This is a genomic window from Brevibacillus brevis NBRC 100599, assembly GCF_000010165.1.
Lineage (GTDB): Bacteria > Bacillota > Bacilli > Brevibacillales > Brevibacillaceae > Brevibacillus > Brevibacillus brevis_D.
Map to the genome: position 1 here is coordinate 3,535,033 of NC_012491.1, position 18,983 is coordinate 3,554,015.

At 41.6% G+C, this 18,983-nt stretch carries 22 protein-coding genes and 1 pseudogene; 11 read left to right on the forward strand and 12 right to left on the reverse strand.

Annotated elements, in window-relative coordinates:
- Positions 1 to 516 precede the first annotated feature (516 nt).
- From BBR47_RS30930 to BBR47_RS16725, 3 genes are all read left to right on the forward strand, one after another.
- Complete coding sequence (locus BBR47_RS30930) at positions 517 to 654, forward strand: hypothetical protein (RefSeq protein WP_155801098.1); 138 nt, start codon at positions 517 to 519, stop codon at positions 652 to 654.
- Positions 655 to 906: 252 nt separating this feature from the next.
- Entirely contained in the window at positions 907 to 993 is an 87-nt protein-coding gene (locus BBR47_RS30390; protein WP_016743434.1) for a YjcZ family sporulation protein, read from the forward strand.
- Positions 994 to 1,430: 437 nt separating this feature from the next.
- On the forward strand, positions 1,431 to 1,835 hold the full coding sequence (locus BBR47_RS16725) for a hypothetical protein (protein WP_015891610.1): 405 nt from the start codon (positions 1,431 to 1,433) through the stop codon (positions 1,833 to 1,835).
- A 208-nt stretch (positions 1,836 to 2,043) separates the two neighbouring features.
- Here BBR47_RS16725 and BBR47_RS16730 read toward each other — a convergent pair whose 3' ends face one another.
- Complete coding sequence (locus tag BBR47_RS16730; RefSeq protein WP_015891611.1) at positions 2,044 to 2,991, reverse strand: ABC transporter substrate-binding protein; 948 nt, start codon at positions 2,989 to 2,991, stop codon at positions 2,044 to 2,046.
- A 490-nt stretch (positions 2,992 to 3,481) separates the two neighbouring features.
- Between BBR47_RS16730 and BBR47_RS16735 the strand changes: the two genes are divergently transcribed.
- Positions 3,482 to 4,120 (forward strand): flavin reductase family protein, encoded by a 639-nt coding sequence (locus BBR47_RS16735; RefSeq protein WP_015891612.1) that lies wholly within the window; start codon positions 3,482 to 3,484, stop codon positions 4,118 to 4,120.
- 657 nt (positions 4,121 to 4,777) lie between these two features.
- Here the strand turns inward: BBR47_RS16735 and BBR47_RS16745 are convergent.
- From BBR47_RS16745 to BBR47_RS16755, 3 genes are all read right to left on the reverse strand, one after another.
- Entirely contained in the window at positions 4,778 to 5,110 is a 333-nt protein-coding gene (locus BBR47_RS16745) for an SDR family NAD(P)-dependent oxidoreductase (protein WP_015891613.1), read from the reverse strand.
- Positions 5,100 to 5,498, reverse strand: a complete 399-nt coding sequence (locus tag BBR47_RS16750; RefSeq protein ID WP_015891614.1) for a MerR family transcriptional regulator — start codon at positions 5,496 to 5,498, stop codon at positions 5,100 to 5,102. Before BBR47_RS16750 ends, BBR47_RS16745 begins: the two co-directional genes overlap by 11 nt.
- Before the next feature lie 595 nt (positions 5,499 to 6,093).
- The gene (locus BBR47_RS16755) at positions 6,094 to 6,471 is read right to left on the reverse strand and encodes a PH domain-containing protein (protein ID WP_015891615.1); all 378 of its coding nucleotides are present in this window, start codon (positions 6,469 to 6,471) and stop codon (positions 6,094 to 6,096) included.
- A gap of 283 nt (positions 6,472 to 6,754) precedes the next feature.
- Here BBR47_RS16755 and BBR47_RS16760 point away from each other — a divergent pair, with 283 nt between their 5' ends.
- The 4 genes from BBR47_RS16760 (at position 6,755) to BBR47_RS16770 (ending at position 9,852) form a co-directional block, all read left to right on the forward strand.
- Positions 6,755 to 7,195 (forward strand): hypothetical protein, encoded by a 441-nt coding sequence (locus BBR47_RS16760; protein WP_041749477.1) that lies wholly within the window; start codon positions 6,755 to 6,757, stop codon positions 7,193 to 7,195.
- 320 nt (positions 7,196 to 7,515) lie between these two features.
- Positions 7,516 to 7,785, forward strand: a complete 270-nt coding sequence (locus BBR47_RS30395) for a DUF1259 domain-containing protein (protein ID WP_269446219.1) — start codon at positions 7,516 to 7,518, stop codon at positions 7,783 to 7,785.
- Between the two features lie 448 nt (positions 7,786 to 8,233).
- Positions 8,234 to 8,398, forward strand: coding sequence for a hypothetical protein (locus tag BBR47_RS30935; protein WP_016743420.1), 165 nt, complete (start codon positions 8,234 to 8,236; stop codon positions 8,396 to 8,398).
- Positions 8,399 to 9,018: 620 nt separating this feature from the next.
- Positions 9,019 to 9,852, forward strand: a complete 834-nt coding sequence (locus tag BBR47_RS16770; RefSeq protein ID WP_015891617.1) for a DUF6492 family protein — start codon at positions 9,019 to 9,021, stop codon at positions 9,850 to 9,852.
- A 690-nt stretch (positions 9,853 to 10,542) separates the two neighbouring features.
- Here the strand turns inward: BBR47_RS16770 and BBR47_RS16775 are convergent.
- Positions 10,543 to 11,109 carry a DUF4062 domain-containing protein gene (locus tag BBR47_RS16775; RefSeq protein WP_015891619.1) on the reverse strand — a complete coding sequence of 189 codons (567 nt, stop codon included), beginning with the start codon at positions 11,107 to 11,109 and terminating at the stop codon, positions 10,543 to 10,545.
- A gap of 672 nt (positions 11,110 to 11,781) precedes the next feature.
- On the opposite strand from BBR47_RS16775, the gene BBR47_RS16780 reads away from it, so the two are divergent.
- Both BBR47_RS16780 and BBR47_RS31815 read left to right on the forward strand, forming a co-directional pair.
- The gene (locus BBR47_RS16780) at positions 11,782 to 12,243 is read left to right on the forward strand and encodes a hypothetical protein (protein ID WP_015891620.1); all 462 of its coding nucleotides are present in this window, start codon (positions 11,782 to 11,784) and stop codon (positions 12,241 to 12,243) included.
- Positions 12,244 to 12,344: 101 nt separating this feature from the next.
- Positions 12,345 to 12,479 (forward strand): hypothetical protein, encoded by a 135-nt coding sequence (locus tag BBR47_RS31815; protein WP_269446202.1) that lies wholly within the window; start codon positions 12,345 to 12,347, stop codon positions 12,477 to 12,479.
- A gap of 87 nt (positions 12,480 to 12,566) precedes the next feature.
- Here BBR47_RS31815 and arsC read toward each other — a convergent pair whose 3' ends face one another.
- From arsC to BBR47_RS16805, 6 genes and pseudogenes are all read right to left on the reverse strand, one after another.
- Positions 12,567 to 12,971: an arsenate reductase (thioredoxin) gene (gene arsC / locus BBR47_RS16785; RefSeq protein WP_015891621.1), complete on the reverse strand. Its 405-nt coding sequence runs from the start codon at positions 12,969 to 12,971 to the stop codon at positions 12,567 to 12,569.
- Positions 12,972 to 12,991: 20 nt separating this feature from the next.
- Positions 12,992 to 14,035, reverse strand: a complete 1,044-nt coding sequence (gene arsB / locus BBR47_RS16790) for an ACR3 family arsenite efflux transporter (protein ID WP_015891622.1) — start codon at positions 14,033 to 14,035, stop codon at positions 12,992 to 12,994.
- Between the two features lie 18 nt (positions 14,036 to 14,053).
- Positions 14,054 to 14,491 (reverse strand): ArsI/CadI family heavy metal resistance metalloenzyme, encoded by a 438-nt coding sequence (locus BBR47_RS16795; RefSeq protein WP_015891623.1) that lies wholly within the window; start codon positions 14,489 to 14,491, stop codon positions 14,054 to 14,056.
- A 64-nt stretch (positions 14,492 to 14,555) separates the two neighbouring features.
- Positions 14,556 to 14,870, reverse strand: coding sequence for an arsenical resistance operon transcriptional regulator ArsR (gene arsR, locus BBR47_RS16800; protein WP_015891624.1), 315 nt, complete (start codon positions 14,868 to 14,870; stop codon positions 14,556 to 14,558).
- 167 nt (positions 14,871 to 15,037) lie between these two features.
- Positions 15,038 to 15,139: pseudogene (locus BBR47_RS30940) on the reverse strand (SOS response-associated peptidase family protein); the annotation flags it as partial.
- A 526-nt stretch (positions 15,140 to 15,665) separates the two neighbouring features.
- Entirely contained in the window at positions 15,666 to 16,241 is a 576-nt protein-coding gene (locus BBR47_RS16805) for a TetR/AcrR family transcriptional regulator (protein WP_015891625.1), read from the reverse strand.
- A gap of 173 nt (positions 16,242 to 16,414) precedes the next feature.
- Here BBR47_RS16805 and BBR47_RS16810 point away from each other — a divergent pair, with 173 nt between their 5' ends.
- Complete coding sequence (locus BBR47_RS16810; protein ID WP_015891626.1) at positions 16,415 to 17,164, forward strand: SDR family oxidoreductase; 750 nt, start codon at positions 16,415 to 16,417, stop codon at positions 17,162 to 17,164.
- Between the two features lie 400 nt (positions 17,165 to 17,564).
- On the opposite strand, the gene BBR47_RS16815 is transcribed toward BBR47_RS16810, so the two are convergent.
- Positions 17,565 to 18,932: a DJ-1/PfpI family protein gene (locus BBR47_RS16815; protein WP_015891627.1), complete on the reverse strand. Its 1,368-nt coding sequence runs from the start codon at positions 18,930 to 18,932 to the stop codon at positions 17,565 to 17,567.
- Between the last annotated feature and the right edge of the window lie 51 nt (positions 18,933 to 18,983).

Genomic DNA, 18,983 nt, shown 5'->3' on the forward strand with positions numbered 1-18,983 from the left:
TGACTCATCAATAATACCTGATTATACGTCAGTTTGTGGTGGGTTTCAAATGACGTGCAAAACTCCCATACAGGCTTGCCATGAACTTCGCGATTGATGATGATGGGCCAGAATGACTGGAATGCTGATAATTTACTTTACGGTAGATTACATTTTTCCGAATTTTCCATATTCTATATATTAAATTGAGTTTGTGTGTGCTATCATTGAAATGAAAGTTATATTATCCCATTTAAGGAGGTGAATAACAATGTTGAAGAAACTACTTCAAAAAATGGGTGCTAACTCCATCATTCCATGCCCTCGGGGGTGCATACCAGCAGGTAAACATTGTCTGTGTGCCAATTAATGTTAGATAGTAATTAAAGACCGTCCCAACAGCTATGTGCGTGGCAGAGGGATGGTCTTTTTGCGTCAACTTTTCTAGCTCACCAGCTACTCGATTTATTTTCGAAATATATGTTGTGCCCGGTCGTATACTTTTTGAAAAATGAAACTTGTATAGGGGGAAGATTTATGAAAAAAATTGCTCTGTTTGGTATTGCTGCTGCACTATTTCTATCGCTTTCATTTCCTAGTGTTAGCAGCGCAAAAGAACAACGTATACCTTGTGAAGTTGACGGGTATTGCGGATGGCCAACCTATAGCGTTTAACGCCAATACTTACCCTCGACAAAATCGTACCAACAAGGCTGTCCCAAATGCCATAAATAGGGCTAGGGGATAGCCTTTTTTTGTCGTATATCCCCGGCTGATTTGACATTTTTGAGCGGTTGGACATGACAGGTAACTGTTTGTTATATGCCCAAATTTTTCGCCTACTGTGATATCGCCCTTACATAGCTCCGCAATTTGCATAGCTTGAGTTTGAGGTTCTTCCTCATACTTTTCAAAGGGGTGATATCGATGGGATTCTTTGACGACAATTTTGCTTTGGTCTTGGTTCTTTTCGTTTTATTAACAATTGTTGCTTGCAGTTGTGATGAGTGCTAATATACCTGTCCAATGTTATGGGCGGCTAAGCTGCCCTCTTCCTCCCTCTTCGAAATCATTGAGCTTTGAGCCCTTCTTTGTCCAATCCTCCCACGGTACGCTTTCGTAGAAAGAGGATTAGTATTATGGAGAGGATAGCTGAGGACACCCTGTCAGACGACAAAACCTACCATTTCACCAAAAAGAGCCGCCCGGTTCTTTTCCGAGCGGCTTAACGTCTTCATGTCAGGAGTCTAACGACTTGCGACTACATACTTCCAGAGTATTATATATTTTACGCCTTTCACTTGCGACTTGCTTTGCATCTGTCATTGCATCAAATGAAAGGTTAAGTTACAATGTGTAAATATTTGCCATTTTATTGAAATTTAGTATAATTACCTTTGGTTTATGGATTTAGAATTTGGTCAGAATTGATCAAAAGGAGTGTTCTAGGTATGAAAAAACAGCTTCTCTCTATTTCACTGTTCGCTTTACTCCTCTCTGGCGCACCTGCATATGCTTCCGCTTCTACCAGTGCTCACGTACAAAGTGAACCAAACACAGTCTCCGTTGAGCAACAAAAACAAGCACAATCATTCACCAAATATTACTACCTTACTCCTGGGCAGTTAAGTCCAAAAGAAGCGATTTATCTCAAGAAAGGGCAGGAGCTCCGTATCCGTGCAAATGGTAGCTTTGCTAATTACACCGTTTATAATGCTCAAAATAAACAGATTTGGAGCGGTACGACAGGTATCATTATTAAGGCTGATGAGGACGGGGATCGCTACGTACAATTTCAAGCGCCGTATTCTTATCAGGATCAAAATGTAATCGTAGCTACTTATACGATTCAGTAAAGCTTGAATAGATTTTAGCCCGTCTTGATAGTGAAGACGGGCTTTATAACGTTTTGCATCACTCTTCCATATAAGCCTTCCACTGAAGAGTGTTACAAGCGTTGACGTTGTTTACCCCTTGTATGAATAAAGAGGAAACCAACATGAATTTCAAAAAACCGTCATAGTGATCCGCATCATCGCCCTATCTTTTGTGTCAATTGCATGGTTATTGCTTTTTCAGCAACATGTTACCAATCTCCTCTAGGAGCATTTCCTTTCCAATTGGGCCAAAGGCTTTGGTATTGAATGTTTCATTGGTAATCTCATAGAGATGGCCTTGTTGAACTGCCTTGTTGCTTTTCCATACTGGGCTATTCTTCAGTTCTGCGTAAACATCATCCGCTTTCCCTCCGAAATTGACGAGGAACATATGGTCTGCCTGAAAATTCGTCAGTCCTTCTAGCTCGATCATTTCCATTGTTTTATCTGTAGGTGTTCCAGCTGCCGGCTTTAGGCCGAGGTCAGTGAACAAGATATCTGCATAGCCATAGTTCCCGTACACACGGAACAATTTTGGCGTTACGGCCAGGAACATAAAGGTCTCGTCGCCGTACGCTTGCTTGAGTTGCTCGCGCATTTCTTTCGTCTTCTCGTCATACCCAGCCAGCCATTTGTTCACGTCCTCTTCTTGTCCAAACAGGCGACCAATTTCTTTAAACTTATCACGCCATTTGTCCATGTCTGTCTCCAGAACGACAGTCGGCGCGATTTTGGACAGCTGCTCGTACATCTTTTGCTGGCGGTTATTCATAATAATTAGGTCTGGCTTTGTTTCTACCACAGCTTCTAAATTGATAGAGTCATCCCACATCCAGCCAACTGGTTTTACATCTGTCAGCTTATCCGCCACGTGGGACATGATTTTTGTCTTGTATGTATTGGCCGTAGCAACCGGCTTGTGTCCCAAAATGAGAAGCTCCTCCGCTGCTCCTGATACGTCAGCAATTCGCTTTGGTTCCGCTGGGATCGTCACTTCCCCCATCAGGTGCTTGACTACGCGTGTCTCAGGCTTCTTCGGCGCTTCAGCAGCCGTTTGGCTGGTTCCACAACCCGCCGACACGGCAGTAACTACTGCGACCAAGCAGGCCAGTACGATTTGTGTTCCTTTTTTCATGTGCTCATTTCTCCTCGTCACGTGGTGTTTAGTGTGAAATATCATTTGATAATGATTATCATTATAAGTGACAGAGTAGATAATCACATATTTGAACTCTTATGTCAATGATTTTTATATTTTTTGTGTATATATAAAAAAGAGCTTGTCCCATTGTCTCTCGACTTTTAGGACAGCCCCTTCCAACCTAAGGCCAAGTTGATGCATAAAAAGCATGTTACAGATTGGGAATTTCTCCGCATCCTCTTGCTTTTTAATGTCATCGTAGCAATACTACTTTGGTTCATAGTTGCCGTCGTGCTCGATTCAACTGTTCTTGATCACGCAACCCTGGATTACCCTATTCCCCTTTTCTTAAGTAATTTCGAGTAAAGTTCAATCGAAATGAAACAGCAAAATAACGAAACGAATACTGATTATAATTTGAACTAGGTCTCTTATCTGAGACGAGTATGATAACCTTTCTTTTCTTAGTGGAGGGAGCGCGATTATGCATAAGGTAGTTGAGCCAAAAATTCTTTACTTTGGGACGCCAGTTGTACTCATCAGCACATTAAATGAAGACGATTCTGTCAACTTGGCACCTATGTCTTCTGCATGGTGGCTGAATCAATCATGCATGCTTGGAATGAGTAGTTCATCTCAAACCGTTGCCAATTTATTGCGTGAGCGTGAATGTGTTTTAAATCTTCCTTCGTCTGATCTTGCTCATGCGGTAGACCGTCTAGCTCTCCTAACTGGGCGAAATCCTGTCCCGGAACGTAAGGCTAATGTGGGATACCGATTTGAACCAGATAAATTCAAAACGGCTAGGCTCACCCCCAAAGATTCGGACCTGATTCGTCCACCACGCGTTGCCGAGTGTCCAGTTCAATTAGAGGCAATCGTAGAGCAGGTCCATAATTTTGAACTGCCCAGCTCTTTAAAAGCTATTGAAGTGAAGATAATACGCGTTCATATTGATGAACAAATCCTAATGACTGGCGAGGAGAACTACATCGATCCTGAGAAGTGGAGCCCACTAATTATGAACTTCTGCGAATTTTTTGGCCTTAGCCCCAAGGTGCACCCGTCAAGATTAGCCCCAGTTTTTGGACCTTCTCCAGGTTCCATTGGTAAATCGAATTAAGCATCATTGGGTGCTTTTGAGCGCCCTTTCTTTTCGAACATTTTTACCAGAAGTTAGCGATGAAGCGGAGCGTTTTGGCTTAGGAATTGGAATTGTAGCGTATGCCTCCGAACATACTGAGACAGCCGCTATCTTTTCACTGAGCCAAAGCAAATAGAAAAATACACGATTACTGCCCGAAGTTATAGAGATGATGTGATAAAAGAATGGCCCAAAGATTGGACTTTTGAAGGCTATGACCAGAATCTATCGGAATGGATCATCTTAGATAAACTTCTTGTAATTAAAATGATCAGTGGTCTCGAGAAGGAATTTGAATTACCTTCATCCGAAGTCCAAGATTTCATCGACTGGTACAATAGCCGTGCAGATGGGCGTGGCAAAGAAACATATATATTCGATAAGGACTTTAACAAGGGGCCTTCTACTTCTAGAAAAGATTATGTTGCATCAGTAAGATTCAATCGATTGAAGTGATGGAGTATACCAAATAACACGACGAGGCACCTCCTATCGAACAGGAAGGTGCCTCAAGTTTTTGAAGACGCTGGACTATACAGAAAAGAATAGATGCAACAAATACTAGTGAACGAAGCACAGCTTCTTACAGTGTCTCAATGTCGAATAGCTCACATGGTAAAACTAACTCCGGTGAGTTCATATGAAGGGGCGGTCCGATTCCTCAAATTGGTGGGCGAAGGCATCGATTGAGTCCGGATCGGCAAGATCAAGCTCGCCTAGTTCCGCTTCAGGAACGGCCTCCATTACAACTTTGGCTTTGTCCAGCGAACGGGCAGGAACGATTACTTGTGCGCCTGCCTTCGCGAGTACCCTCGATACCTCCAAGCCAATACCAGAATATCCGCCAGTCACAATGGCAACCTTACCGGCCAAATCTACTCCTTGCATGATATCTTCGGCAGTTGTACGTGGTCCGTAACCGGTGTGCAGCGGTTGTTGCGGTATCCGTTGGTTTGCTTCAATCGTCATAATCTTTTTCCTCCATTTGATGCCCATCCTTGATCTCTTGAAAATACTTGAGCTTGTATCGAATGATTTCAGCGGTTGCGCTCAATTCGGATATGCGTTGCTCGATCGCCTCCCGGTGCGCGTCCAACAACGCATAACAGTGCGCATCGTCTTTTAGTGAGTAGTGCTCTACGTACTCTTTGATTTTCTTCAGTGGCATGTCTGTTCTTCTGAGATGGTTCAAAAAACGGATACGACCGATATCTCCCTCGTCGTACATTCGTTTTTGTCCGCCGCCTCTCGTCGGCGAAGCAAGTAGTCCGATTTTCTCGTAATAACGAAGGGTATCCGTAGAAAGCCCTGTCTGCTCTGCAACTTCGGAAATCGAATACGTCCGTTCTTCGTTCATGAATGCCTCCTTACTTGCTCAACTTTCTCTTGCGTTATAACCTTACTCCTTGGAGTAAGCTCCAAGTCAAGGTCTTCCTTGCTCTTTTTCTTATGGGGAGTTAAGGAGGAACTTTAAAAAAACTGTACAAAAATAGCTGCTTACACAGACTATTTTGTACAGCATGATACTTATGTACAGATCCAATTTTGCTTGTCATGTATGGTACAAAAGAATTGAGATTGGTTTTTATGATGTACAAATTTTTTTATAGAGAGACTTTAGGTTCGAAATGTAAAGGACGTCAGATAACTTTATCTACCTGTTCGAGCAGCTTCGTAGGTCACTTCGATAAAAAAAGCCCCCAACTGCTTTAAGCAAATTGGGGGTTACAAGAAGTAATACGTGAATAAAAAAGTAGTCTTTAATATAGTAGGATATCAGCTCTATATTTACTACAAGTATATATTAGTATGCATACCTTCTCTTGCCAAAAAAATAGCTCAGACTAAGTCGTACGCCTTATCCCCAAGAGAATGCCCGCTGATAATGCTTCTATGAAATCGATTCATTCCAGGGGCATTCCATTTGAATGAGGACGTCTAATCAAGCGAAATTAACCCAAAATGTACTCGGCCAATACGCTCTGTATCTGGTAAATATTCAAGTTCTTGTTAAATTGTTTTTGGATCGGTACTGCACTTCCTGAAACCCAAATTTTCAATTCCGCATCCAAGTCAAAATTTCCGGCTGTTTCAATGCTAAAATGATGAATACTTTTATAAGGAATGGAATGGTACTCTATCTTTCTGCCAGTAATACCTTGCTTATCAACTAATATTAACCGCTTGTTGGTGAAGATGAACATATCGCGAATTAATTTGTACGCCTTTTCTATTCTTTCATTGTTCGCTAAGATTTGAGCATACTCCTGTTGAACCTCTGCAATGTTAACTTCCGAAGCATTACCCATTAGACCATCTAATAAGCCCACATTAACGTCCCCCTATTCAACTAATTGATAAATCATATTCTCCAAGCAGCTTAAAATTCCTACTGAAGTAGTTACTTTTTCCTCAAGGAGAGTGATTACCTTGAAATTCAGGATATAGAAGCCTATGCTGTTAGACTCCCGAAATATTGTGTTAAATCACTTAAAAAGTGGAATGCTTCAGTCAATTTCTTGTGTGACAAGGTATTTCGCACCGAAAAATATTGTAAGTAATTGGGTTTATTTGTAACATTTAGTAGAATCTAAAAATTAGGAGATGATAGAATTGAAATGGTTTGGTAAAGTTGCTTTAGTTACACTACTTTCTGCTTCCGTTTTTCTACCATCAGAAACATTTGCTGCCGGCTTCCAGCAGTCTTCGACCAAAGAAGCAGCACCTGCTGCGACTGAAACAAAAGTATTAAGCTTTGAGCAAGGAACTAGAGGATATTCTGACTCTGCAGATATTTATATTAATTCTCCTACTGTTCTTACTGTTAAGGTGACTCAAAGTGGAATAAATGTTGATAATCCGTTAGTAGAGTACGCGATATATAGACAAGACGGAACTGATTATAACCCAAACTTTGGACATTTTCTGTTTCCTGGGACAGGTTCATTTAGTTTTCAAAGTACTAAAGTGTTACCAATAGGCCAATATTATATTAGAGTTAAGAACAATGGAGCCGGGAAAGTTCGTGGAACTGTGTCAGTCATCACTCCATAAATACCCTTTCTTATTTTATGGAGGCTTTCTACTGAAGGCCTCCTTGCTAGAAGGGTATCCATAGCGTGCTTTTTAATATGCTCGTGTTGTTCGTCTGTGATATTCCCCAATATATCCCATTGCGTAAAAGCTACCTTGACCCTACACCCCCTCAAAAACTAACTACGGGATTAAATTTCTGCAATGGCCCTTTTTGCAAAGTAGGCTAATGCCCAGAGCGTTTTCATCTCCGCAAATGTACACTAAATTAAATACTTTTGGAGGAGATATTTTCGATGGCCATCGATCCACTTTGCAGGTAATTTGGTGATATACTTGAAATTCCGCCCCAGATAATTAATGGCGTATGTACCTTAATGACAGTTAGGAATATTCCCGTAACTATTTTAGGGCGTCTTTCTCGTTCAGCTCTAACGGTACCAATGATGTTTTCATTTGAATCCGTGGATCAAAATGGGAAGGCGCTTTGTTTGGGTGAAACTGTAATTCTCCCAGAAGAAATTAACCCATGCATTTCAGTTCTTCGGCATTACGATATACTCGTTATTGCCCTTCACAACCATTGGCTTTTTAACAACCTTGTGATGTAAAAATAAATTCTACGAAGCCAGTCAAAAATCACCTTAGATTATAAGAATGACTAACATGCAACTTGTTTCAAGTGCCACATCATCAAAAGTGCCATTACAAGGCCAACACTGGCGGTCGAGTGGAGACTTTTCAACATCATAGCAGACGGGACTGCTAATGAGGACAAAGTTATGTTTAATCTAGCGGAAACGCCCAGTCAAACTTTGTGATCAACATGTATACGGTATATAGATATATACAGAGAGACGTCCTAATTTGGACGTCTTTTTGACGCGCCTTAGACCGTCAAAATTGCATTTTAGTTTCGTTATGTTCAATCTGTCATTCAATAGCCCTGTGCTTCCTAATAGGCACGAATCAAAATGGTTGATAGATCAATATTTTACAAAAATTTGAAATTGAGTTACGCTATTATTACTAGAATTTTCTGTAAAGGGGGTGATCCTTATGAAAAAGCTTTTTGCTTTTGCCCTAGCAGTCGTTATGGTAATGTCAGTCTCTACGGCTGCTTTTGCATACAGTAAACCGAATTGTAGTAGCAGTGGCGGCGGTGGCGGCAGTTGGGGTGGTGGTGGCAAAAAACCCCTTGAACACCATTGTACACCATATTAATCCCAGATAATTTGAGTAAGCCTCCAATTGGGGGCTTTATTCAATTACCGTTTTGTTACATACTATCGAGTGATGCAATACAACCTTGAGGATAACACTTACGCCGAAGCAAGATCTGTTGAAAACGATGCTGTTCAAATCGAACGGCTATTTTACTTTTTACACCGATTGTTAAATTGTGAATGAATCCATCCCCGATATGAATTTGTATAGGACTTTCATGGTCAAAGACCATTCCTATCGGCTTTCAATCTATCCTCCTCTAAACGCCTTTTGTCAATTTCTTCGGATTTCGTTGCGGCAATCACAGCCCTCCTGTTTTTCTGCCAGCTCCATCTATACCGGTCTACCTTCAAAGTAACGCATTTACCCAGTCAGTATTATCGGAGTCGGATCGAATTGCCATTGTTGAAGGTCAACGATTTCGACAAAACAAAAGTGAGTGAGGAGAGTTTCTCAATGACTCAAGAAGGCAGACAAATACACAATTTGTAGGATTTCCATATCTGTCTTATTCACCCTAAGGGAGAAAATCATATCCTATCTGGAAAGTCGGACACTTTGGCCAACCTGCTCAGGCACCTATGCTTGAAACTGCCTAGCGAAAAGGAGTTGAGAAGTTGACACATTCAGCGAAAAGCACCTTCAACAGCTCTATTAAAATTGATGTCCTGATCCCCGCTATTGAGAAAGACCTCGGCACTCTTCCCTATGTCATTGACAGCATCCGTAAGCAAGTGAAGCATCCTGTCGGTAAGATCATGGTTGTATCGCCACCAAGCAAACGAATTCAAGCCCTCTGCCGTCGTAAAAACTGCACCTTCATCAATGAAAGACGCGTCCTTCCAATTACAAAAAAAGACATTCACTACCAGACCAAACGCACCAATCGCTCAGGCTGGCTGCTCCAACAATTGTTGAAGCTGGCAGGAGGAAACTTGACCAAGCAAAGGTATTATCTTGTGATTGACGCCGACACCATTCTCATCCGACCTCATGTCTTTCTCGCCAATGGGAAAACTGTTTTTTACTGCCGTAACTGGAGTCGTCCCGAGTATTTTCGCACCTATAGGAAATTAATGGGGGCCAAACCAACCGCTTCGCGCTCTTTCGTTGCCCACTATATGCTGTTCGACAAATCGAAGCTCTCCCGACTGAAGTCTAAAATTGAAGCTAGGCATAAGACTAGATGGTACTGGGCGATTATCAAGAAGACCAACAAGCAGAGTTATGCTGGCTTCTCCGAGTTCGAAACTTATGGTAACTTCGTGAAAGCTCACTACCCCGGTCATCTGGTTGTAAGAAGTTCCCTTAACAAAAGCTTATCTTCAAAACCAGCATCACTCACTCGCAAACGAACCATCAGACTGGCTCAGAAATACAGGTCCATCTCCTTTCATAAACGCGGCTGGTATATCCGGAAGAAGAAGAGCGCGAGAAAAATGAAGCGCTGATGTGTATGCCCACTTCTCAAAGAAAATTGAGATAGATATCATGGACAAGTTTGAAAGCTACAAGGAAAGTATGTACTCAGAAAAAATAGCGGGCAAAAATGTTAAAATCCTGAAAAAAACAAAATTGCCCACCAAATAAAAAACCACTCTCACCTACAGGTACAAGGGGTTTCGCTTGTGAATTGCGAGTGGGCTATCCATGTAAAAATGCCCGATATATGCTGCTTAGAGCCCTTCAACTTTGGAGGGCTCTTGTCTTCATTTCGTATTTCTAAATGATTGGAGAAATGTGGAGTGCCGACGGAATGGACAGCTCCTATTGTAGCTGCCATTACAGCTCGTAAGTCTTTTCGGTTGCAAGTTCCCCACTAATCACCAGAGGTATTCTTGCCTGTTTTATTTCTTAATTCGAATAAAATTAATACACATAGATATGCAAGTGATGAGGTTAGCCATACAATAAAACTATCATTGTAGTCTACGTATCCAACACGGTAAAGCGAAATAAAGCCCAATATAACAACCAGTACAACAGTAAAAATAGAGAAGTTTTTACATATTTTTTTAATAGCCATTCCAGTCACAGCAATCACCTTTTTCAGAATGATACCTGCTTTTATAATGTGCTAAAGGACGTCCATTTGTTGGGTTTAAGTTTTCTGAGGGGATGGTGGGGGTACATGCGGTCTTTCATTTCTTTTTCTCCAACTCCGCCTTTAATCTTGCATTCTCTTCCAACAGCTTTTGAACGTCCGGGACATCCTTGCCGGAAAACCAGCCATACAAATCGTCTCTTGCTGCATACTCTGGCAATTGATCACGAAGTACCATTTTAATGTGCCGTACATCTTCAACATAGTAGATAGGAATTTGTTCCATGACCGATTGCTTAAACTCTTGAAATTTCTGATAATATTCAATTGCTGCGAAGTCGTAAGGCTTTAATCTTAATGCTTCATCTGTGACAACAAAAGCAAATCTAGGTTTGCCCGCTTCTCCGGCATACTCATATTCCCAATGCGTATAGCTCTTGGATTCATCAGGAAGTGTTAAACCATAGAATCCTCCGAGAATCAGGATATATACATCGGACTCGTCGATCCATCTCTTCCTCATTTTCATTGGACTTTCCTTGAAAAATTGCTCGACTCCAGCTGGGATATGACCGGCTTGGAGTACGGCTTCAACAGCGGTATGTCTTTCCTCAATAAGATCGTAGTAAGTAGACGATATGTATATTTGTAATTTTCTTCTCATAATCCCACCCAAATTAAAGAATTAGTATAACTAGAATCTACCACTCACTCACTTTATTTGTCAAAATTGACTTGAGTTTTCATGCAGGAAGCTTTCGCAAGATATTCTCTTCCCTCGGGTACAAACCTAAAAAGGAATTCATTTTTACTTGTTTGGAAAAAATACGCTAGAAAAGAGCGTTACAAAGGCTAGCCTACCTGAGAATTATGAAGCGAATCAATCTGGGACCTGGATAAGTCTAAGCGGCTTTGAAGTAAGCAAACATATCGGTCCTCGAGATTCGGGGATTTCCTTTCTCACACTGGCATTGTAAGCAATGAATTTAAAAACAGATGAAGAGTATCCTCAATGGTTTCCAATCGCTAACCAATTCGTCTGAAAATAGTGGAACCTATCCTATCGCAAAGGATACGATGTAAGATAAGGTACTAGATTGTAAAGGTAGTTTGAAGCCTAACCCATTTCATCTTGTGTTTGATAGAAATCCATATCCAACTCTATCTGTGGCTAGAAACGATCTTCTTGTAGAATGTATTACTTTGCCCCCCTCCTCCTCTACACATCGATTTGTAAGACAACCTCCAATGGTGCTACTGTGAACCATAACGGGAATTCCCACGAAGTGAGCGAATCATCCCTCTAAACGAAGAAACTGCGGAAGCCATTCGTGATTTGCAAAGTCAAGTAGGTAGTGTACGAGGTTTTACGGATAACCAAATCGGCAAAGTTGCTAAACGATTATTTGTAAGACGAGGTCTGCGCCTTTCTCAAAAGGTTCTTGGCCCTGGGGCTACCATTGCGGGGCCTCTTGCAACTGCATTACGTTCGGGGACAGTAAGAAATGAAGAAATTGACTGGATTAAGAAGAATTTTTTCAAATCAGAATTGGAGCTTGGGCACTGTTTACGCCTTCCACAAGAAGGCCCATGTGAATGTGATCTTTACTTATCATGTGCGAAATTCGTAACAACAAAAGATTATGCGCCACGTTTGCGTGATAGAAGAAAACGGGAGATCGAACTAATAGCTGAAGCGAAAGAAAATGGATGGGAACGAGAAGTTGAACGACACATGTGTACAGTACAGCGTATTGACAATTTGTTGCTCGAGCTTGATGAACCCGTTGAAGATTAGCTTTTTAGTCCACTATTATACAATATCGATGCATATCGCTGTTGAAAGAGCATACAGAGAGGCATACACTAAGAATATCTTGTTGCAAGGAAGTGATTATCATGGAAAATTCATATAATAACGCTACAGCTAATAACTCTGAGGACACTATGAAAGAAGCGATTGTTGTAGGTGAATCATATCACTTCTGGTTGGATGCAGAGGAAGATGTATATGATCAAAAGTACAGAAAATAAGAGTCGGTGTGTAGAGAAAATCCCCTTTCGTCAAAAAGGGGACTTTTCCTCGGACATTAGATGGATACAGCTCGCTAGCGGAAAAATTTACTCCCCTGTTTCCGCGAATTTCTTTATACGGGCACCGATCTCGTCACGAACTCGTTGAAACTCAGGCCATTCTTTTCCCGCAGGATCGTCAAATCCCCAATGGACACGGTTTACATGAGTAGGAGTGGTTGGACAAACGGAATCGGCATGGCTGCATAGTGTCACGATCAGATCAGCCTTGTTTAAAATATCCGAGTCAATGACATCTGATGTTTGATCGGAAATGTCTATGCCAACTTCTTTCATTGCTCGAACGGCATTTGGATTCACACCATGGGCTTCAATCCCAGCAGAAAAAACATTCCAGGCGTTACCTAAGTATTTTTTTCCCCATGCTTCCGCCATTTGGCTTCGGCAAGAATTTCCTGTACATAAAAAGTAAATCGTTTTTTTGTTTTCCATGATGTACACACCTTTTAGCTTCAATCAGGAAATGTGCTACTAAAATATTTGCGCTTGAACCATAAAGCTACATTAACTAATGCAATCATCACAGGTACTTCCACAAGAGGGCCGATGACGGCTGCAAAGGCGGCACCTGAATGAATCCCAAACACTCCGACTGCCACAGCGATAGCTAATTCAAAGTTATTACTACCTGCTGTGAAAGCAAGCGTCGTAGTAACGGGATAATTTGCGCCAATTTTTTTCCCCATGTAGAAAGAGATAAAGAACATGAGGATGAAATAGATGAGAAGTGGAATGGCGATGCGAACAACATCAAGTGGAACGTTTACGATGTTTTCTCCTTGTATTGAGAACATGACAATGATGGTAAAGAGTAAGGCAATCAGAGTCATGGGGCTAATTTTTGGGATGAACACTTTCTCATACCAATGTCTGCCTTTAACTTTTACAAAAGTAAAGCGCGTCAGCATCCCGGCAAGAAAAGGAATACCTAGATATATAAACACCGATTTTGCCACTTCCGCCATCGTGATACTAATGACTGCACCCTGCATACCAAGCCATTCCGGGATTACGGTGACAAAGACATAAGCATATACTGAAAAGAAAAGCATCTGAAACAAAGAATTGAAAGCCACAAGTCCGGCAGCATATTCTGCATCACCTTTTGCGAGGTCATTCCACACAATCACCATGGCGATACAACGTGCCAATCCAATCATGATCAGCCCCACCATATATTCTGGTTTATCTGGCAAGAAAATGATGGCTAATAAAAACATCAAAACCGGGCCTATAACCCAGTTCTGAATAAGGGATAGCAAAAGAACCTTACTGTCTTTAAATACACGCCCCATTTCTTCATATCGAACTTTAGCTAAAGGAGGGTACATCATCAGGATTAAACCTATAGCAATCGGTATGGATGTTGTACCAATTTGTAAGCTATTTAATCCATTGGTGAAAGCAGGAAAGAAAGTTCCGATCATAGTCCCTACTGCCATAGCAAGGAAGATCCAAAGGGTCAAGAAGCGATCTAAAAATGATAGTTGTTTCATTGAGCCTCCCACTTTATCTTAGCAGCAAGAATTGGTTGCTTCTGTTTTTGAATCTACGCAGCAGGATGTGGACTCGATTTTATGAACGTCACTGTCAGACTTTGTGTAGAAAAATTCCCACTCATTACCGTCTGGATCAGTAACCCAAAATTTATCCTGCACAGCATAACAACATGTCGTATCCATTTCGTCACGAGCGAAAAAGCCTTCTTTTTCTAGTCTTTCCTTATGAGTCAGGATTTCATTTGCACTTTCAACCTGGAATCCGAAGTGATTAACTTGATTTCCGCTTACAGCGTCCCGAACATTCAATGTAAAGTTTAATCCTGGGGTTTCAAGCAAGAACTTAGCATAATCAGGCTTTACCTTTACGGGGTTAACCCCAAAAACCTTTTGATAGAACTCAATAGATTTCTCCAGATTGGTAACGTTAACGCCAACATGTACATACTTCATTTAAGATTCCTCCTTTAATTTAAAAACTATTAATCAAAAAAAATTGATATAAGGTCTAAAAAAATTAGCAGCAGCTGCCTTTGCCTGTTTTCCTGAAGATACAACAAAGCTCATCCGATAAGAGGTGGTTCACTTCATCATCATTCAAATCGTAGTAACTCCAGGTACCTTTTGTCTCTTTGATAATTAGGTTGGCATCCAATAATATCTTGAGATGATACGATAACTTAGATTGAGGCATGTCAAAAACCTCTGTCAGGTCGCATACGCATGTTTTGCCTCTTTGACAAAGCTCATACATAATTTCAAGGCGCTTCTGATCGGAGAGAGCTTTGAATTTCTTCTCATATTGCTCCAATTTGTGCTTGATATCGTTCATCGATTACAACCTCATTCATCAATTTTTTTTGATGCATTTATTATATGCACGATCACCAATAAGATGCAATAATTAAATCAATTTTTTTGATATAATATCCTTTTCGATAGGTGATAGCTACACTAGTAACCCTCGACGCCCAAAATCAATGGTGCAAATTTTGTCCACATAAACTCATAAAATCCATCTGCTGGTACAATGCATCGTTTCCTCTCAAACAAGCGGCGAAAGGCTGGCTTTTCAGTGAGCGTCTCAGCGCGTGCTTTTAACCTATATACTTAAGATTATGTTAAAGACTCTATACTAAAACATTGACGCTATAAAGTGGTAGTTCATATAAGGAGGCTTGAAGGATTAATAAGTGTACAGAGATATAAGTTTTAGACTGGCGTTGTTGATCTAATCAGTTTTTTCATTGCTAAATCCGCTGCCTTCGTACAATTAGTTTTCTACAACCCTTTTTAAAAGAGTCAGAGTCAGTCCAGGACACGAAAATAAAGTCCTAGACTGACTCTTTTTCATTGAACTAACGTACCCATTAGTTCAATGTACGTAATATATAATCCACTTATTGGCATAAAGACATTGGCATCCGCAACGACAAGCTCTAACAGTCAATGACTAAGTAAGATTAGACGTGCATTTATTATAATCAAAGATCCCATCTTAAGCTGCGCACATTCATACGAGGTTCAAGATGTTTTTTATACTCTCAATTATCCCCCCTCCCCCTATCTAACCTAAGAAAACTCTTCTAATCTGCAAGCCTTCATTAATACAAAAGAAGCCGCCAAATTAGCGACTTCCAAGGGAAAGATGTTCGTGTCCTTCGACACCTCGGTTCAGCAAATTCCAAAATTGTTCAACCATGACCGATGGGGGATATGGCATCGAACGGATAATCCACCATTCCAATATACCCACTGTTGCTGAAGTTAAAAATTGTACCGTAATGTCCCTGTCCATTTCCTTATCGAGATTGATTGAATCCAGATATTCACTCAGACTTTCCCCGAACATGGTCTCCATTTGATTTCGAAATACTGTGCTTCCCTTACTTTTCAGCATTATGGAGTAGAAAGAAGCATGTTGCTCCAAATATTCAAAAGTGTGAAGTAATGCGGTTTTGGAAGGGAGATGAACTAGGTGATCTCCAGACATACAATGTCGAAGTAACTGGTTAATTTGAGCTGCTATACATTGCTCGCGCAGATCGTACTTGTCATCGAAATGCAAATACACTGTTCCTCGATTGACATTTGCTTCTACCGCAATTTGATTGATCGTTATGCTCTCGAATTCCTTTTCTGACATCAGCCTCATAAAAGCATCTATAATCGCTTGTCTCGATTTTTGAATACGCCTGGCCAAATCCTTCTCTCCTTTATCCCATCCAAAAAATGATCACTTCAAAGCCCTCTGTTGAAAAATCAACAACCGAGCTTGTTTTAACCATTGAACCCCATTTATCACACTGATACATTCACTATATAAAACATATTTTGGTAATTCAACATATGTTCAAATTAAGAGGAGGTATAATTATGAAACTTACAGGAAACACGATTTTCATTACAGGTGGTGGTTCGGGAATTGGACGTGCGTTAGCAGAAGCACTCCACCATCTTGGAAATAAAGTTATTATCTCTGGTCGAAGTAAAGAGCGTTTGGAGGAGACAATCAAAGCGAATCCCGGCATGTCCGCAATGGAATTGAATGTACAAGACCCTGCCAGTATAGAAGGGGCTGCCAAGCAGTTAATCGAAGAATTCCCGGATTTGAATGTCTTGATTAACAACGCAGGCATCATTCAACCCGATGACGCGGCGGGCGTGATTGATGAGGATATTTTGGTTTCGACAGTCGCCACAAACTTGTTAGGTCCGATTCGGTTGACTTCTGCATTAATCGACCATTTGAAGTCCAAAGAAGAAGCCGTGGTCATCAACACGACTTCGATACTTGGATTTGTTCCGTTAGCGGCAACTGCTGTATACTCCGCGACGAAGGCAGCTCTTCATACCTATACGCTGTCCCAAAGATATCTGCTTAAAGACACATCGGTAAAAGTAATAGAAATTGTGCCACCATGGGTTCAAAGCAACAACGATGAACCGCGTGCAATGCCACTTGCGTCATTCATTGATGCAACGATAAAGATACTTGGTACGGATACAGACGAAGTTCTGGTCGAAGAAGCGAAAATGTTTCGAAATAACCCTGGCCCGAACGAAGGTGTTTTTGTGACCCAACTTAACGATACGATGAAGTCTGAGCCTCCAAAGATTCATTAATCCACCTATTATTCAATTTCAAAAATTTAGACGAACATGACTGTGATGTCGCCCATCACAGAAGACTTTAATACAGACCATAGTGAAGCAGATTGCCGTTCAGCAAGGTCAGAAGCATCGAGACATTGAACTGGAATTCGACGAGACCCTACGACAGTGTCTAAAAGCCCCCCCAGATTGTCCAAGGGAGGGCTTCCGCATTAGTTGAAATGGTTGTTGCTCCATGCAAAAATCTGACGGCAAGTTATCCAACTAACGAGCAGTTATGGTTAAGAAATCACTAGATCAACAACACCAGTATAAATCATTTTTTCATCGGAAAGATGGAGAGGCTTAGAAAACAGTCTATTCTTTCAGCCAGCACCCCTGATCGGCCACCTTCAAGTCGGATAGAATGTCACTACCTTGATGCGCTTATATCTTTTTTCCTGCGGAAGAAGCGCTGATCGATGAAAAAAGCAACGATCAAGGATAGGATGCCGAGCAAAATTGGTACGCCAAACGCTTCAAAAGAGAAGGTTCTACCTTCTAGCTTCAGATGATCGGTGGCGCGATATTCGAGCCGCTTTGCAGCAAATTTCGCCGTCCCAATATCCTCCTGCTTGGCCAAATCCTCGAATGCAGGATCCATTGCAAACCGATCCATTGCTTCGCGATGTAAGTACAGTAATTCCGCGCTGTTGCCGCTTTCGTTCCATTGATTTATATCTTTGGCGGCGGCTGATTCGGCATCGGCACCGACGACAATCATTTTCGCTAGTTTCGGCACGTTTTTTATCTGATAGCGCGCGACTAAGTTCAGGCCATGCTTCGTTACGATCGGTTCATTTGCACCGGAAACAGTCAACGTCGATGTCGTGCCAGAAGCAGCGTACGTATCGAATGCGGCGGACAAATCTAGTTCATCAACGCCGTTATACAGCAGAACGCCCGCTTTTACTTTGTTCCATTGATAAGCGTTGTTAAGTATGAACGTTATATCGCTGAGCCCGGCAGTGAACGGTTCCATTTGCGGTTTTTTCACGTAATCGTAAGATGGATAGTTCATCTCTACCGCTACTTTCTCCGCCGCCTCCTCACCCAACTGCTGTGAGATGACATATAGTGTAGCGTCAATTCCCGATGTCAGACCCGCAGAAGATATGATATTGCCTTGTGGGACGTAGCGCAGATCTTTCACCCACTGGACTTTCGGATATTGTTTAATGAGTCGGTCGATGTCTCCCCAGTGCGTTGCGGCAGATTTGCCGTTAAGTAAGCCAGTATCAGCCAGGTTTTCTGCCCCATTGCAAATGGAAAGCAATAAAGTCTTGTCGCTTGCGTGCTTCTGAATCCATTCGCGGACAGGCGTATATTTTTTCTCATCTAGAATCGGCATAAACGGTATGACGATAATGTCCGGGCTTTTGCCGAGCATCGCATCCATTTCGTCAAACGAATAATGCGGAACGACATCGAGTCCGCCGGTTAGTGATTTTATTTCACGATCGGGTGCAACGCCGTATACATTGTAAGCTTCCGTCATCGCAAACATCTCGTATGGGACGAGAAAATCGAACACTTCTGTTGATTCATTCGCCAGTAACACTGCCACTGTCGGTTTGTTTGCGTCATATTTCGGTACCTGCACATTCGTCAATGCAGGTGCGGCTTTATCGTAAACCGACATTACCTCATTCATTGTATTGACGAACCCGAGAGTGCCTGCACCTCCTACTACGACAACAAAAACGATGAGATAAATACTGATTCGCCATACAGTTTTCACATGCTTACTCTCCCTCAGGCTAAATTTTCTTACCCATAAAATGTAACAAAC

Coding starts and splice junctions, on each gene's coding strand:
- BBR47_RS16735 (WP_015891612.1), top strand. CDS start 3,482: ATGCATAAGGTAGTTGAGCCAAAAATTCTTTACTTTGGGACGCCAGTT.
- arsC (WP_015891621.1), bottom strand. CDS start 12,971: ATGGAAAACAAAAAAACGATTTACTTTTTATGTACAGGAAATTCTTGC.
- BBR47_RS30930 (WP_155801098.1), top strand. CDS start 517: ATGAAAAAAATTGCTCTGTTTGGTATTGCTGCTGCACTATTTCTATCG.
- BBR47_RS16730 (WP_015891611.1), bottom strand. CDS start 2,991: ATGAAAAAAGGAACACAAATCGTACTGGCCTGCTTGGTCGCAGTAGTT.
- BBR47_RS30390 (WP_016743434.1), top strand. CDS start 907: ATGGGATTCTTTGACGACAATTTTGCTTTGGTCTTGGTTCTTTTCGTT.
- BBR47_RS16795 (WP_015891623.1), bottom strand. CDS start 14,491: ATGAAGTATGTACATGTTGGCGTTAACGTTACCAATCTGGAGAAATCT.
- BBR47_RS16745 (WP_015891613.1), bottom strand. CDS start 5,110: ATGACGATTGAAGCAAACCAACGGATACCGCAACAACCGCTGCACACC.
- BBR47_RS30935 (WP_016743420.1), top strand. CDS start 8,234: ATGAAAAAGCTTTTTGCTTTTGCCCTAGCAGTCGTTATGGTAATGTCA.
- BBR47_RS16750 (WP_015891614.1), bottom strand. CDS start 5,498: ATGAACGAAGAACGGACGTATTCGATTTCCGAAGTTGCAGAGCAGACA.
- BBR47_RS31815 (WP_269446202.1), top strand. CDS start 12,345: ATGGAAAATTCATATAATAACGCTACAGCTAATAACTCTGAGGACACT.
- BBR47_RS16810 (WP_015891626.1), top strand. CDS start 16,415: ATGAAACTTACAGGAAACACGATTTTCATTACAGGTGGTGGTTCGGGA.
- arsR (WP_015891624.1), bottom strand. CDS start 14,870: ATGAACGATATCAAGCACAAATTGGAGCAATATGAGAAGAAATTCAAA.
- arsB (WP_015891622.1), bottom strand. CDS start 14,035: ATGAAACAACTATCATTTTTAGATCGCTTCTTGACCCTTTGGATCTTC.
- BBR47_RS16775 (WP_015891619.1), bottom strand. CDS start 11,109: ATGAGAAGAAAATTACAAATATACATATCGTCTACTTACTACGATCTT.
- BBR47_RS16725 (WP_015891610.1), top strand. CDS start 1,431: ATGAAAAAACAGCTTCTCTCTATTTCACTGTTCGCTTTACTCCTCTCT.